General features: G+C 67.6%; 16 protein-coding genes and 1 other RNA gene. 10 read left to right on the top strand and 7 right to left on the bottom strand.

All coding sequences use genetic code 11. The features are described from left to right. The first annotated feature begins 1 nt into the window (after nucleotide 1). The 7 genes from plsX to MF610_RS10470 all read left to right on the top strand — a co-directional run bounded on the left by plsX (nucleotide 2) and on the right by MF610_RS10470 (nucleotide 7,402). Complete coding sequence (plsX, locus tag MF610_RS10500) at nucleotides 2–1,033, top strand: phosphate acyltransferase PlsX (RefSeq protein ID WP_125657622.1); 1,032 nt, start codon at nucleotides 2–4, stop codon at nucleotides 1,031–1,033. Beyond that, nucleotides 1,030–1,992: a beta-ketoacyl-ACP synthase III gene (locus tag MF610_RS10495; RefSeq protein ID WP_242196008.1), complete on the top strand. Its 963-nt coding sequence runs from the start codon at nucleotides 1,030–1,032 to the stop codon at nucleotides 1,990–1,992. The genes plsX and MF610_RS10495 overlap by 4 nt, the downstream gene beginning before the upstream one ends. Before the next feature lie 74 nt (nucleotides 1,993–2,066). Continuing rightward, nucleotides 2,067–2,366 (top strand): integration host factor subunit alpha, encoded by a 300-nt coding sequence (locus tag MF610_RS10490; protein ID WP_242196005.1) that lies wholly within the window; start codon nucleotides 2,067–2,069, stop codon nucleotides 2,364–2,366. Nucleotides 2,367–2,373: 7 nt separating this feature from the next. Beyond that, the gene (locus MF610_RS10485) at nucleotides 2,374–2,739 is read left to right on the top strand and encodes a MerR family transcriptional regulator (protein ID WP_242196001.1); all 366 of its coding nucleotides are present in this window, start codon (nucleotides 2,374–2,376) and stop codon (nucleotides 2,737–2,739) included. Between the two features lie 196 nt (nucleotides 2,740–2,935). After that, nucleotides 2,936–5,458, top strand: coding sequence for a penicillin-binding protein 1A (locus MF610_RS10480; RefSeq protein ID WP_242195998.1), 2,523 nt, complete (start codon nucleotides 2,936–2,938; stop codon nucleotides 5,456–5,458). 56 nt (nucleotides 5,459–5,514) lie between these two features. Continuing rightward, the gene (gene prfB / locus MF610_RS10475; RefSeq protein WP_242195995.1) at nucleotides 5,515–6,642 is read left to right on the top strand and encodes a peptide chain release factor 2; all 1,128 of its coding nucleotides are present in this window, start codon (nucleotides 5,515–5,517) and stop codon (nucleotides 6,640–6,642) included. Next, on the top strand, nucleotides 6,632–7,402 hold the full coding sequence (locus MF610_RS10470) for a class I SAM-dependent methyltransferase (protein WP_242195993.1): 771 nt from the start codon (nucleotides 6,632–6,634) through the stop codon (nucleotides 7,400–7,402). Before prfB ends, MF610_RS10470 begins: the two co-directional genes overlap by 11 nt. Nucleotides 7,403–7,693: 291 nt before the next feature. On the opposite strand, the gene MF610_RS10465 is transcribed toward MF610_RS10470, so the two are convergent. Genes MF610_RS10465 through MF610_RS10450 form a run of 4 tightly spaced genes read right to left on the bottom strand, consistent with a single transcriptional unit; the run spans nucleotide 7,694 to nucleotide 10,368 of the window. Then, nucleotides 7,694–8,218 (bottom strand): NUDIX hydrolase, encoded by a 525-nt coding sequence (locus MF610_RS10465; RefSeq protein ID WP_242195990.1) that lies wholly within the window; start codon nucleotides 8,216–8,218, stop codon nucleotides 7,694–7,696. Continuing rightward, nucleotides 8,215–8,883, bottom strand: a complete 669-nt coding sequence (locus tag MF610_RS10460) for a TPM domain-containing protein (protein WP_242195987.1) — start codon at nucleotides 8,881–8,883, stop codon at nucleotides 8,215–8,217. Before MF610_RS10460 ends, MF610_RS10465 begins: the two co-directional genes overlap by 4 nt. Further along, complete coding sequence (locus tag MF610_RS10455; protein WP_242195983.1) at nucleotides 8,883–9,767, bottom strand: TPM domain-containing protein; 885 nt, start codon at nucleotides 9,765–9,767, stop codon at nucleotides 8,883–8,885. The genes MF610_RS10460 and MF610_RS10455 overlap by 1 nt, the downstream gene beginning before the upstream one ends. 10 nt (nucleotides 9,768–9,777) lie before the next feature. Then, on the bottom strand, nucleotides 9,778–10,368 hold the full coding sequence (locus tag MF610_RS10450) for a LemA family protein (protein WP_242195980.1): 591 nt from the start codon (nucleotides 10,366–10,368) through the stop codon (nucleotides 9,778–9,780). A gap of 83 nt (nucleotides 10,369–10,451) precedes the next feature. On the opposite strand from MF610_RS10450, the gene mscL reads away from it, so the two are divergent. Further along, nucleotides 10,452–10,910: a large conductance mechanosensitive channel protein MscL gene (gene mscL / locus MF610_RS10445; RefSeq protein WP_242195977.1), complete on the top strand. Its 459-nt coding sequence runs from the start codon at nucleotides 10,452–10,454 to the stop codon at nucleotides 10,908–10,910. 90 nt (nucleotides 10,911–11,000) lie between these two features. Here mscL and MF610_RS10440 read toward each other — a convergent pair whose 3' ends face one another. Beyond that, nucleotides 11,001–11,432: an RrF2 family transcriptional regulator gene (locus MF610_RS10440; protein WP_125657827.1), complete on the bottom strand. Its 432-nt coding sequence runs from the start codon at nucleotides 11,430–11,432 to the stop codon at nucleotides 11,001–11,003. Between the two features lie 44 nt (nucleotides 11,433–11,476). Between MF610_RS10440 and ssrA the strand changes: the two genes are divergently transcribed. After that, nucleotides 11,477–11,823: a transfer-messenger RNA gene (ssrA, locus tag MF610_RS10435) on the top strand. A gap of 201 nt (nucleotides 11,824–12,024) precedes the next feature. After that, entirely contained in the window at nucleotides 12,025–12,798 is a 774-nt protein-coding gene (locus MF610_RS10430; protein WP_242195974.1) for a TSUP family transporter, read from the top strand. 166 nt (nucleotides 12,799–12,964) lie between these two features. Here MF610_RS10430 and MF610_RS10425 read toward each other — a convergent pair whose 3' ends face one another. Together MF610_RS10425 and MF610_RS10420 are read right to left on the bottom strand one after the other, a co-directional pair. After that, nucleotides 12,965–14,074, bottom strand: a complete 1,110-nt coding sequence (locus MF610_RS10425; RefSeq protein ID WP_242195971.1) for a glycoside hydrolase family 130 protein — start codon at nucleotides 14,072–14,074, stop codon at nucleotides 12,965–12,967. Continuing rightward, nucleotides 14,071–14,364: a chorismate mutase gene (locus tag MF610_RS10420; protein ID WP_242195968.1), complete on the bottom strand. Its 294-nt coding sequence runs from the start codon at nucleotides 14,362–14,364 to the stop codon at nucleotides 14,071–14,073. Before MF610_RS10420 ends, MF610_RS10425 begins: the two co-directional genes overlap by 4 nt. Nucleotides 14,365–14,410: the final 46 nt, after the last annotated feature.

Here is a 14,410-nt window from a genome sequence, read left to right as displayed (position 1 = left end):
CATGGCTGACGGGTCCTGGATCGCCATCGACGCGATGGGCGGTGACGAAGGGCTTGCCACCATGCTGGCGGGCGTCGCCCATGCCCGGCGACGCCACGAATCGATGCGCTTCCTGCTGGTCGGTGACGAGGCTGCGATTCGCGCCGGCCTGGAATCGCACCCCAACCTCAGCGCCGCGTCGGAAATCGTCCACGCGCCAGAGGTCGTCGGTTCGTCGGACAAGCCCAGCCAGGCGATCCGCAGGGCGAAGGTGACGTCGATGGGCGTCGCCATCAACCTGGTGAAACAGGGGCGCGCCGCCGCGGCGGTTTCGGCGGGCAATACCGGCGCGCTGATGGCGATGGCCAAGCTGTCGCTGCGCACCATGCCGGGCATCGACCGCCCGGCGCTGGCGGCGTTGCTCCCCAGCCTCGGCGACAACGACCTGGTGATGCTCGACCTCGGCGCCAATGCCGAGTGCGACGCGCGCAACCTCGTCCAGTTCGCGGTGATGGGCGCGGCCTATGCCCGCACCGCCCTCGACCTCGAAAGCCCCCGCGTCGCGCTGCTGAACATCGGCACCGAAGAGCTGAAGGGCATCGACAGCGTGCGGGAAGCGGCGGCGACGCTGCGCGCCTCGCCCCACCTGCCGATGACCTTTTCGGGCTATATCGAGGGCGATCGCCTGTCGCGCGGACAGGTCGACGTCGTCGTGTGTGACGGCTTTTCGGGCAATATCGCGCTCAAGACGGCGGAGGGGACGGCACGCTTCGTCGCTGATCTGCTCAAGCGCGCGTTCCGCTCGTCGGTGCGCAGCAAGATCGGCTTCCTGATCTCGCGCCCCGCCACCGAATTGCTGCGCCACCATCTCGATCCCAACAACCATAACGGCGCGGTATTTCTCGGCCTCAACGGGCTGGTGGTGAAGAGCCATGGCAGCGCCAATGCGGCCGGCATCTCGAACGCGATCCAGGTCGCGGCGAAGATGGTGCGCGACGACCTGACCCGCAGCATCGCCAGCGATCTGGCGGGTATCGAGGCGCAGGCGGCATGATCCGCGCGGTCGTCACCGGTACCGGATCGGCGCTGCCCGCCAACCGCGTCTCGAACGCCGAGCTGGCCGAACGCGTCGACACTTCCGACGAATGGATCGTCGAGCGGACCGGCATCCGTTTCCGCCACATCGCCGCTCCGCACGAGACGACCGCGACGCTCGCCGCCGATGCCGCGCGCGAAGCGATCGCCGCCGCCGGGCTCGACGCGGGCCAGATCGACCTGATCGTGCTGGCGACCGCGACCCCCGACCAGACCTTTCCCGCCACCGCGACCAAGGTGCAGGCGGCGCTCGGCATCAACGACTGCGTCGCGTTCGACGTGGCGGCGGTCTGCTCGGGCTTCCTCTACGCGGTGCAGGTCGCCGATTCGATGCTGCGCGCCGGGGTCCACCGCCGCGCGCTGGTGATCGGTGCCGAAACCTTCAGCCGCATCCTCGACTGGGAAGATCGCACCACCTGCGTCCTGTTCGGCGACGGTGCCGGCGCGATCGTGCTGGAGGCGACCGAGGAACCGGACGGTCGCGGTATCCTGTCGACCCGCCTGCACGCCGATGGCCGCCACAACGGGCTGCTCTATGTCGATGGCGGTCCCTCGACCACCGGCACCGTCGGCAAGCTGCGGATGAAGGGCAAGGAAGTGTTCCGCCACGCGGTGGTGAACCTTGCCGCCGTAATGGGCGAATCGCTGACCCTCGCCGGTCTCAGCGCCGAAGACGTCGACTGGGTCGTGCCGCATCAGGCCAACGCCCGCATCCTTGATGCGACCGCGCGCAAGCTGGGCCTCGCACCCGAAAAGGTGGTCGTCACCGTCGATCGCCATGCCAACACCTCCGCCGCGTCGGTCCCGCTCGCGCTGGACGTCGCGGTCAAGGACGGCCGGATCAAGCGCGGCGATCTGGTCGTGCTGGAGGCGATGGGCGGCGGATTTACGTGGGGCGCCGCCGTAGTGCGTTGGTAATCCTTTCGTATTTTTGAAACTCCGTATACGCCATGCTATCGGCCCGGAACATTTCGAAAGAGGAACGAACACCGATGGCTACCGATGGCACGCTGACTCGCGCAGACCTCGCCGAGGAAATGCACCGTGAGATCGGCCTGTCGCGCGCCGATTCGGCGCGCGTCGTCGAACAGATTCTCGGCGCAATGTGCGAATCGCTGTCCGAAGGGCAGAACGTCAAGATTTCGGGCTTCGGCAGCTTCGTGCTGCGCGACAAGGGCGAGCGCATCGGCCGCAATCCCAAGACCGGGATCGAGGTACCGATCGCCCCGCGCCGCGTGCTGACCTTCCGCGCCAGCCAGATGATGCGCGATCGCATCGTCGCGGCGGACTGACCGCTTCTTGGCGCCCCCGGTCGACAAGGCGCTGACCGCCTATCGCACGATCGGGGAGGTCGCGCGCGACCTGGGGGTGCCGCAGCACCGGCTGCGCTATTGGGAAGGGCGCTTCCCGCAGATCCGCCCGCTGACCCGCGCCGGCGACCGCCGCCATTACCGGCCGGAGGATGTCGCGCTGTTGCGCCGTATCCACAGCCTGCTCGGCGAACAGGGCTATACCGTGCGCGGCGTGCAGCAATTGCTGGCACAGGAGGCGAAGGCGCCGTTGCCGGTCGCCCCTGCGCCGCGTCGGGCCGCGCGCATTACCGAACTGCGCGCCGTCCGTGCGCTGCTGGCCGACGCGCTGGCGGCGGATGGGGTGGGGCGGTAGGCTTCGGCCGACCCGTTGCCCTTCCTGCTTCCTTTCCACGCGCGTCGCCCCAGCGCAGGCTGGGGCCTTCCTCGGCTCCTGCTGCGCGCCATAACCGGGAGATCCCAGCCTTCGCTGGGATGACGTAAGGGGTTGCCGGGCGCCGGCATCACGCCCCGCTTTCCCCCACGCCCAAACCTGCTAAACCGCGCGGGCGATGAGCGTATCCGACACCGAAGCCACCCCTGACGCCGCTGCCCGGACAAGCTGGCGGGCCCGTTTCGCCCGTATCCGGCGGCGGTGGTGGTTCCGCTTGCCCGCCTTCGCGCTGTTGCTCGCCGGGATCGGCGTCTTTCTGATCTGGCTGCTGTTGTGGCGCACGCTGCCGTCGGTCGATTCGCTACGCGCGTACGAACCGCCGCTGCCGACCAATGTCCGCGGGATCGAGGGCGATCCGATCCACAGCTATGCCCGCGAACGCCGCGTGCAGCTGTCCTATGCCGAATATCCGCCGTTGCTGGTCCGCGCGTTCCTCGCGGCCGAGGACCGGACGTTCTTCGAACATCACGGCGTCGACTATCCCGGCATCGCCGCGGCGATGTTCACCAACCTGACGCGCGACGGTCGCCCGATCGGCGCGTCGACGATCACGCAACAGGTGGCGAAGAACCTGCTGCTGACCAACGAGGTCAGCTATGTCCGCAAGGCGAAGGAAGCGCTGCTCGCCTATCGCATCGAGAATGCGCTGACCAAACAGCAGATTCTCGAACTCTATCTCAACCAGATCGCGCTCGGCCGCAACGCGTTCGGCGTGGAGGCGGCGAGCCATGCCTATTTCGGCAAGGAACTGCGCGAGCTGACGCTGCCGCAAATGGCGTATCTGGCGATCCTGCCCAAGGGGCCATCCAATTATACGCCCGAACGTGGTTATGACCGCGCGATCACCCGGCGCAACTGGGTGCTGGGCGAAATGGAGCGCAACGGCTTCATCACGCCTGCCCAGCGTGCGGCAGCGGTCGCCCAACCGCTCGGCACCATCCCGCGCCAGACCCCGCGCCAGGAAACGGCGGGCGGCTATTTCATTGAGGAAGTCCGCCGCCAGCTGCTTGGGGCATTCGGTGAGAATGCCAAGGACGGCCCGTACAGCGTCTATGCCGGCGGGCTGTGGGTGCGCACCTCGCTCGACCCGAAAATCCAGCAGGACGCGCAGGACGCGCTGCGTTCGGGGTTGATCCGCTTCGATTCGGGGCGTGGCTGGTCGGGCCCGCTCAACAAGCCGCGGGCGACGATCGACGGAGACAATTGGCAGTCCGCGCTGCTCAACACCAATATCGCGATCGATTACCAGGACTGGCAGGCGGCGATCGTCATTTCCAGATCGGGTGGCGAGGCGCAGCTCGGCTTTGCCGACGGTCGCACGGGTACGTTGCCGCGCGGCAATGCGGTAATGCCGGTGCGGGGGCAGGGCGGTACCGCCTATGCCGCGCTCGAACCCGGCGACATCGTCGCGGTCGCGCCCGCAGGCAGCGACTGGGCATTGCGCTCGGTCCCGCGCGTGTCGGGCGGCATGGTCGTCGAAGACCCGCGCACCGGCCGCATCCTCGCCATGCAGGGCGGGTTCGACAGCCGTATCCAGTCGTTCAACCGCGCGACGCAGGCGATGCGCCAGCCCGGATCGACGATCAAGCCGATCGTCTATGCCGCCGCGCTGGAGGCGGGGATGACCCCGGCCTCGATCATCGTCGACGGCCCGTTCTGCGTGAATCAGGGCGGTCGGCTGGGCCAGAAATGCTTCCGCAACTTCGGCGGCGGCGGCGCCGGGCCGCACACCATGCGCTGGGGCGTCGAACAGTCGCGCAACCTGATGACGGTGCGCGCGGCGGCACAGACCGGCATGGACAAGGTCAACGACCTGATCCAGCGTGTCGGCGTCAGCGACGAGAAGTTTCCGCCGTACCTCTCCTATGCGCTGGGCGCGGGCGAGACGACGGTCATGCGCATGGTCAACGCCTATTCGATCCTCGCCAACCAGGGCCGCGAGCTGAAGCCCACGGTGATCGATTTCGTGCAGGACCGCCGCGGCAAGGTGATCCTGCCGCAGAACTGGCGTGCCTGCGATGGCTGCAACGCGCCCGATTGGGACGGCAAGCCGATGCCGCGTCCGCAGATCAAGTCGCGGCAGGTCATGGACGCGATGAGCGCCTACCAGATGGTGCATATCATGGAAGGCGTGATCCAGCGCGGCACCGCCACCACACTGCGCGATCTGAACCGGCCGATCATGGGCAAGACCGGCACCTCGACCGGTCCGACCGACGTCTGGTTCGTCGGCGGCACGCCGCAGATGATCGCCGGGCTCTATCTGGGCTTCGACACGCCCCGCAACCTCGGCGGCTATGCGCAGGGCGGCACGATCGCCGCGCCGATCTACAAGAGCTTCGCAGTGAAGGCGTATAAGGACATGGAGGTGCTGCCGTTCCGCGCCCCCGCCGGCATCCGCATGGTCCGCATCGACCGCGCCAGCGGCCGCCCGGTCTATGGCGGCTGGCCGACGACCGATCCCAAGGCGGCGATCATCTGGGAAGCGTTCAAGCCCGAGACCGAGGCGCGCCGTGCCACCGGGCGCCTCGGCGAGGCGCGCGCCCCCGTCACCCGCGACCCGACCCGCGTCGCGCCGACCCAACAGCAGGCGCAACCGCGCGACAGCGACTTCTTGCAACGCGAAGGGGGAATCTACTAGCGCGCGCCCTATATCGGCGGCATCCCCTGTACCCAGCCTTTCCCGGAGTTTTCCCCATGCGCGCCGAAGCGCAAGCTCATGTAGACAAGATCAACGATGCCCTCGCGCTGCTGCGCCGCTTCCTCGACTGGGACCGCGCGCTGCGCCGGCTCGACGAGCTGAACGCGCGCGTCGAGGACCAGGCATTGTGGAACGATCCCAAGGCCGCGCAGGAAGTGATGCGCGAACGCCGCCGGCTGGACGAGGCGATCACCGCCACCCGCACCATCGAACGCGAGCTGTCCGACACCGTCGAGCTGATCGAGATGGCCGACGAGGAAGGCGATACCGAGATGGCCGAGGAAGGCGTCGCGGGCCTCGCCGAACTGGCGAAGCGTGCCGATCACGACAAGGTGCAGGCGCTGCTGTCGGGCGAAGCCGATGGCAACGACACCTATATCGAGATCAACGCCGGCGCCGGCGGGACCGAGAGCCAGGACTGGGCCGGCATGCTGCAACGCATGTACACCCGCTGGGCCGAACGCCGCGGCATGAAGGTCGAACTGGTCGACCAGCATTCGGGCGAACAGGCCGGCATCAAGTCGGCGACGCTGCTGATCAAGGGCGAGAACGCCTATGGCTTCGCCAAGACCGAGGGCGGCGTCCACCGCCTCGTCCGCATCAGCCCCTATGACAGCGCCGCACGCCGCCACACCTCGTTCGCGTCGATCTGGGTCTATCCGGTGATCGACGACAATATCGAGGTCGAGTATAACGAAAGCGACCTGCGCATCGACACCTACCGCGCGTCGGGTGCCGGCGGGCAGCACATCAACACGACCGATTCGGCGGTGCGTATCACCCACATTCCGACCGGGATCGTGGTGCAGTGCCAGAACCAGCGTTCGCAGCACAAGAACAAGGCCGAAGCCTATAACCAGCTGCGCGCCCGCCTGTACGAGCGCGAACTGGCGATCCGCGAGGCGGAGGCCAATGCCGAGAACGCGACCAAGACCGATATCGGCTGGGGTCACCAGATCCGGTCCTACGTGCTGCAACCGTATCAGATGGTGAAGGACCTGCGCACCGGCGTCGTCTCGACCGCGCCCGGCGACGTACTGGACGGTGCGCTCGACCCGTTCATGGCCGCCGCCCTGTCGCAGCGTGTGACCGGCGAAGCGGTCGATGTCGAGGATGTCGACTGAGATGCGCTACGCTTTGCCCATGGTGCTGCTGATGCTGACCGGCTGCGATGCGACGCAGCCGGGATCGGTCGCCAATGCGCATGGCGAGAGCAAACCGGTGTTTCCCAAGGCCGACCGGCCGGTGGCGACGATCGTGTCGGCGCGCTGGTCGACCGAGGAATCGCGCGACCGGCTGAACGAAGCCGAACTGGTGATGGACAAGGCCGGCATCGCGCCCGGCATGACCGTCGCCGATATCGGCGCGGGCGAGGGCTATTACACCATCCGCTTGGCGCAGCGCGTCGGCGACGACGGCCGCGTGCTGGCCGAGGACATCATTCCCCAGATCCGCGACGCACTGGCGCAACGCGTCGCGCGCGAACGGCTCGACAATGTCAGCGTGCGGCTGGGCGAGCCCGACGATGCGAAGCTGCCGGCGAACAGCTTCGACCGGGTGCTGATGGTGCACATGTACCACGAGATCGCCGAGCCTTACGCGTTCCTGTGGAACCTGCGCCCGTCGTTGCGCCCCGGCGGTCGCGTGGTGGTGGTCGACGCCGACCGCCGCACCCAGAACCACGGCACCCCACCCGCGCTGCTGAAATGCGAGTTCGAGGCGGTCGGCTATCGTCTGGTCGAACTGCAGCCCATGCCCTCGGCCGGCGGCTATACCGCGATGTTCACGCCGGTAGGGCCGCGCCCGGAGCCAAAGGCGATCGTGCCGTGCCGCGTGCCGGTACCGACGCCCAGTGCGAGCCCCAGCGGCACCCACAAGGGGTAGTCCCCTTCCCCCAACTATCCCCGTTCGGTTCGAGCAGCTTCGAGCGAAGTCGAGAAGCGTCCGTCGAGAACTCCCTGTTTGGGGCACGCCCTTCTCGACTATGGTTCTCGACAAGCTCGAGCCTGCGCTCGAAGCAAACGGAAGGGGGCGGGCAAACGGAAGGAGGAGGGAGCAACGGGAGGTCGTGGCGCAGAGGGTAGGAGCAGTGCAAACGTCGCATGGGTAAGCAACCTATCCCACCCGTCACCCCGGGCTTGACCCAGGGTGACGGGAGAGGTCGCGGATAAGTCCTCACCCCAACAACACCGGCGCCAACAACAGCAACAGTTTCACATCGACCGCCTTACCCGCCGCCCGCTGCCCGGCCACGAACCCGGCCACCTCCGCCAGCGCAACCCGGTGGACGACAATATCCTCCCCCGGCACCCCGCCACCGTCACCGACCTTCTCCAACGCCCCGGCACGAAACAGCGTAAAACTCTCCGACACCATCCCCGGCGACGAATGATATTCGCCCAGCGACACCATCGACCCCGCGCGATAGCCGGTTTCCTCTTCCAACTCGCGCGTCGCCGCCACCGCCGCGGCCTCGCCTTCCGCATCGTCCCCGACCAGCCCGGCCGGCAGCTCGATGCAGTTGCGCCCCAGCGGCACGCGATACTGCTCGACCAGCAGCACATGACCGTCATCGATCGCGACGATCACCGCCGCGCCGATCCCGTTGGCGCGCCCGACATATTCCCAGCGGCCACGCTTCTTCGCGGTGATGAAGCGGCCCGCCCACATCACCTCTTCGGGGGCATCAGCGTCGATCATAGTTCGATCAACCGGTCGGGCAGTTCGTTCATCGGGGCAGCTCCTCGTGGAAAATGCTCGGCCAGTACCGCGCCGATCGCGCCGACCGCGGTGACGATGCCATCGGCAGGGCGATCCTGCTTCAGTGCCACCAGCAACGCCGCCAGCGCATCGCCCCAGATGGCGGGCGCCACCCGGTCGTGGATCGCGGCCTCGGCGATCAGTTCGGCACGATGTTCGTCAAGCGACAGGTATAGCAGCACGCCGGTCGCCGCGACGGTGCGGCGCTCGGCGGCGGCGCGGAACAACAGCAGCGCGCGGGCATGGACCCGCCGCGCCTTGGTCGCCGCCGGGGTCAACGCCATGCGCAGCGGCGTCCACGCACAGCCATAGCGCACGATCAGGAACGTCGCGGCCATCACCCATCCGGTCGTCGCCAGCAGGAAGCGCGGCGAGGGCGCCTCGCCCCATGGCTCGACCAGCCCATGCACCGCCAGCAGCCAGCCCGGCCACAGCGCGGTCGCGGCCAGCACCAGCAGCATCGCCAGCACTGCGACATGCAGCCCGACATCGTGATAGGCATCCGACCGCCGGGCGAGCACGACGACGATCTCGCCAGCGGTCGCCGCCTCGGCCGTGGCGACCGCGTCGCGGATGCGGGTGCGATCGACGTCGGTCAGCTGCATCACCAATTCCCCGACGCGCCGCCACCGCCGAACGATCCGCCGCCGCCCCCGGTGAAGCCGCCGCCGCTCCAGCCGCCACCCGAACTGCCGCGGGACGAACCACCGGACCAGCCCCCGCCGCCGCGCGTCGCGCTGCGGGCGAGTTCGTCGGCGATCGACCACAGCACGACCTGCGCGACATCGCCGGCCGTGCTGCTGCGGTGGCGCTGGCCCCATGGGCCACCACGCCGCCGCCGGCTGGACAGGGCGATAACGCCGAAGATCAACAACCCTATGCCGACGAAGAAGACGATGCCGATCACCGCGCCGCCATCCGATCCCGATGTCCGCTGGCGCCGTCCCCGGTCGAACGCCGCCGCCGCCGCGTCGACGCGCGCCTGCGCTTCCTCGGGGCTGAGGCGCAGCTGCGCGACCACCGCATCGGCGCCCGCCGTCATCGCCCCCGCTATGTCGCCAGCCTTCAACTTCGGCATCATCTGCTGCTGGATGATCGCGCTGGATATCGCATCGGTCAGGATCGGTTCGAGGCCATAGCCGACCTCCAGCCGTGGTCCGCGCTGCCCGGCGGGATTGTTCGGCGCGATGAACAGGATCGCACCGTTGTTCACATCCTTCAGCCCGACGCCCCATGCGCGGCCCAACCGGTAGCCATAGTCCTCCAGCGGAAACCCTTGCGTGTCGGCGATCGTTGCGACGACGAACTGGCGCTTGGTATCCCGTTGCAAAGCCTGCAATTTCTGCGTGAGGTCGGCGCGCGTCTCCGCCGGCAGGACGTTCGCGTCATCGACCACCAGCCCGGTGAATTTGGGGAAACTCTGCGCGCCCGCCGGCACCGCGATCAGCGCGAACAGGCTTATCCACAGGCAGAGCAGGATGCGGCGCATGCGCGCGCCCTCAGTTCGCGTTGCCGAAATTGACCTGCGGCGCGACCTCGGACCCGGCCTGCGCCTGGAAGCTCTGCTTGGGTTTCGCGCCATAGAAGACCCGCGCGCCGATCGCGTCGGGGAAGGTGCGGATGCGGGTATTATAGGCCTGCACCGCCTCGTTGTAATCGCGCCTTGCGATCGCGATGCGGTTCTCGGTCCCTTCCAGCTGCGATTGCAGCGACAGGAAATTCTGGTTGCTGGTCAGCTGCGGATACGCCTCGACCACGGTGCGCAACTGGCCCAGCGCCTGGGTCAGCTGGTTCTGCGCCGCCTGGAACCGCTGGAACGTCGCGGGGTCGGACAGGTCGTTGGTGGTGACATTGATCGACGTCGCTGCGGCACGCGCCTGCGTGACCTGGGTCAGCACGCGTTCCTCCTGCCCCGCAAAGCCCTTCACGGTGGCGACGAGGTTGGGGATCAGGTCGGCGCGGCGCTGATACTGGTTCTGCACCTCGCCCCATTTGGCGTTCACATTCTCCTCGGCGGTCGGCACGCTGTTCACGCCGCACGCCGCCAGCGGCATCGCCGCCATAACCACCATCGCCCGCCGCATATGCATGTTTCTTTCACCCGATGCTTGCTTGGCGCCATCGTATCGAAGCAATATGACGCCCTCAAGCAGAGACGGGAGGGACCAGGCTCATGCTCAAGGAATTCCGCACCTTCGTCGCGCGCGGCAACGTGCTCGACCTCGCGGTCGGCGTCATCATCGGCGCGGCGTTCGGCACGATCACCAAATCGCTGACCGACGACATGATCATGCCGGTCATCGGCTGGCTGTTCGGCGGGTTCGATTTCTCCAGCTATTTCATCAAGCTCGGACCGATTCCCGCGACCTACAAGGGCAGCCCCGACAGCTATACCGCGCTGAAAGAAGCCGGCGTGCCGCTGTTCGGCTATGGTCAGTTCGTCAGCGTGGTGATCAATTTCGTGATCCTCGCCTTCATCGTGTTCCTGCTGGTGAAGTTCGTGAACCGCGCGATCGCGACGGTGCATCAGGAACAGAAGACCGGCGACGTGCCGCCGGCCGCCGATCCGCCCGAAATCGCACTACTGCGCGAGATTCGTGACGAATTGCGGGCGGGGAAGAAGCTGGATTAAGCGTCATCCCAGCGCAGGCTGGGGTCTCCCGCGACTCCTGCCGCGCGCTATCACCGGAAGATTCCAGCCTGCGCTGGAACGACGTTCTGGTCAGGCCGCCGCCAGTTCCTGCGCCGCAGCCGCCGCCAGGCTGGTGCCGTCCAGAATGCGCGCGGTTTCGTCGCGCACCCGCGCCATCGCGTGACGGATGGCGCAGCTCGCCTCGTCCTTGCAATCGCCGCACGGGCGGTAGGCGGTGCGGCTGACGCATGGCACCAGCGCCAGCGGCCCTTCGATCACGCGTATGATCTCGCCCAGCGAAATCAGGTGCGCCGGCCGGGCGAGGTGATAGCCCCCGGCCTTGCCGCGCGTCGACGACAGGAACCCCGCCTCGCGCAGGTCGGCGAGGATCAGTTCGAGGAACTTGCGGGGTACATTGGCGGCGGCGGCGATGCGGTGCATCGGCATCGGCGCCTCGCCCGCCGGCTGTTCGGCCAGAAACAGCATCGCGCGAAGCGCATAGCGGGAACGCTGGGTCAGCATGATCCTGTCGCCCATGCCACTTGGGCGCGCCCGAGGGAAGTCCGCTTCTTTTCAAAGCCGCGACGACCGCCTATATGACGAAGCGTCGGCTTCCAGCCGGCTATGACGATAAACTGCGGCGTGCAATAGACGCAGCGGACCCGGGGGCAGTACCCGGCGGCTCCACCATAAGGTGGTGTTTCTGGACACCGTTTCTGACGGGGCCGAACCAGGATCGACGTGTGTTGAAAAGCGCTGTTTTCGTTCGGAATGGGACCACCGCAACGGCCCATACACACAAGTGCCAACGATAACGAAGCACTCGCGATTGCGGCGTAACTGAGGGCCTCACGGCCTGAAGTTACTCCAAAATAGCGCGGTTGGACCGAACCGGGCAACAGAATCGGATTCCAGCGGTACGGGGAGCACCGGGCAACAGAAGCTCCCCACTTTCATCTCACAGGATCGTTCCCGCGCAGGCGGGAACCCATAGTCTATGCCGTCGCGATTCTTTCGCGAACGTGGCGGTTATGGATTCCCGCCTGCGCGGGAATGACGACTGGTGCAGGGGCGGGAGGTTTCCCATTGCCACGATCCCGGCTACCCGCACCCGATGGACATCGACCTCATTGCCCTGCTCATGCTCGTCGCGTTCGGCGCGGCCGCGCTCGATGCGATGGCGGGCGGGGGCGGGCTCATCACCATTCCCGCGCTGCTGGCCGCCGGCGTGCCGCCGGTCGCGGCGCTCGGCACCAACAAGCTGCAAAGCGCGTGCGGCACCGCCGGCGCGGCTTTCGCCTTCTGGCGCAAGGGGCATATCGACCTGCGCCGGACGTCGTGGCTGGCGGTCGCGTCGTTCGGCGGCGCGGCGGTAGGGGCCGCGCTGGTGCAGGCGATCGACCCGCATTTCCTGTCGGGACTGCTGCCGGTGCTGCTGGTCGCGATGGCGGGCTATTTCCTGTTCGGGCCCCGTCTGTCCGACGTCGACACCCATGTCCGCCTCGCACCCGCCGGCCTGCTGCTCGCGGTGGCGGCGATCGGCACCTATGACGGCTTCTTCGGGCCCGGCACCGGATCGTTCTTCACGCTGCTGCTGGTCACCGCCGCCGGCATGGGCGCGACGCGGGCGGTGGCGCATACCAAGCTGCTGAACCTCGCCAGCAATCTCGCCGGGGTCGCGGTGCTGGTCGGCGGCGGCCATGTGTGGTGGACGCTGGGTATCGCGATGGCGATGGCGAGCGTGGCGGGCGGACAGGTCGGCGCGGCGCTCGCCATCCGGTGGGGCGGGCGGGCGATCCGACCGCTGCTGGTGGTGATCTCGCTCGGGCTGACGGTGAAGCTGGTGGCCGACCCGGCCAATCCGTTGCGGCTGTGGTTGGGGGTGTAACCTTTACCCCAATCACACCGTTTGGTTCGAGCAGCTTCGAGCGAAGTCGAGAAGCGCCTGTCGAGAACGCCTTGTTTGCGGCACCGACTTCTCGACTTCGGTTCTCGACAAGCTCGAACCTGCGCTCGAAGCGAACGGATGGGGCAGGGGGATAGGGGAAAGAGGCCTATTCCAGCCGCCGCCCTTCGACCCGCGTCAACCGGCACGCCAGGTCCGCCTCGCCCGACGCCACGATCCAGTCGCCACCATCGGCGACGATCCCCGTGGTGAACACCACCGGCTGCGGCAGATACGCCTGATGCGCGATCGGCGCGATCAGCGCGGGCGCCGCCTCCAGCACCGGCACCGATTCGTCACGCTCCAACACTGCGCGAACCTCATGGTCGAACAGCGCCCGGTACGTCCGGTATACCCCGACCGCGCCCTGTTTCTCGACACCGTGATACAGCAGCATCCACCCGCGCTTCGTCCGCACCGGCTGGGTCCCGCCGCCCAGCTTGTACGCCGCTGCGCCCTTCAACGGCCGCAGTGCCGGTTCGCCAAGCGGGCGCCAATGCAGCATGTCGGGGGAGGTCGCGACGTTGATGCTCGGCCCGCTCCCCTCCTTGGCCCCGGGCGCCGCCACGAACCACGCATCCGATAGCGGCCGGGTCAGCGCCGCATAGCGATCGCCGACCCGCCCCTCGAACGGCACCATGTCCTTGTTGCCATGGTCAAGCACCATGCCCTGCGACCGCCAGTCATAGCCGTCGTGCGACCGGTACATCACCGTACACAGCCGCCCGCCCGACACGCCGCACACCGTCATCCAGTACACGCCGTCGATCACCGCGATCCGCGGGTCCTCGACGCCGTACTGCGCATAGTCGGCGGAAGGCTCGACCGCGCGGTCGTAATGCACCGTCACCACCCGCTGCCCGTCGGCCGACAGCTCGACCGGCAGCAACCACGATAGCGAAGTGAGGCCGAGGAACGGATACGCCCCGCCCTTCAACGAAAAGAAGCGCGGATCGCTGACGTCCGCCGCATCGGCCGGAAACGCGTCGAGCACATAGCCCGCCGCCGTCCACCGGATCGACCGCACAGTCCCGCCCCGCACCGGTTCGCGCAGTGCCTCGGCGATCCGCACCAGCAGCAGCAAATTGCCGTTCGGCAACCGCGTCAACGCCGGGTTGAACGCGCCCAGCACATAGGTCGGCTCGGAAATGCCGCGTCGGAGCGGCGATCGCGCCAGGTCGACATCGTCGGGGGCGAAGACGATCCGGTCGTCGCTCATGCGGCCGGCTCGTCGTCCTGCATCGACCGGTGATGACGGATCACCTCGTCGATGATGAAGCGCAGGAACTTCTCCGAAAATTCGGGGTCGAGATCGGCGTCGCGCGCCAGCGCGCGCAGCCGCGCGATCTGCGCCTCCTCGCGCCCCGGATCGGCGGGGGGCAGCCCTTCCTCCGCCTTGTAGCGACCGACCGCCTGCGTCACCTTGAACCGTTCGGCCAGCAGGAAGACGAGCGCGGCATCGATATTGTCGATGCTCTGGCGAAAGCGTTGCAGCGTCGCGTCGGGCATGGCGTCCTTCCTATGGACAGGGGGGCGGGGGGTACGCCCCTTTCGC

The organism is Sphingomonas hankookensis (assembly GCF_022664465.1).
In the GTDB taxonomy this organism is placed as follows: domain Bacteria; phylum Pseudomonadota; class Alphaproteobacteria; order Sphingomonadales; family Sphingomonadaceae; genus Sphingomonas; species Sphingomonas hankookensis.
The sequence above is the reverse complement of the archived record's forward strand: the minus strand, read 5'-3'. Positions and strand labels throughout refer to the sequence as shown.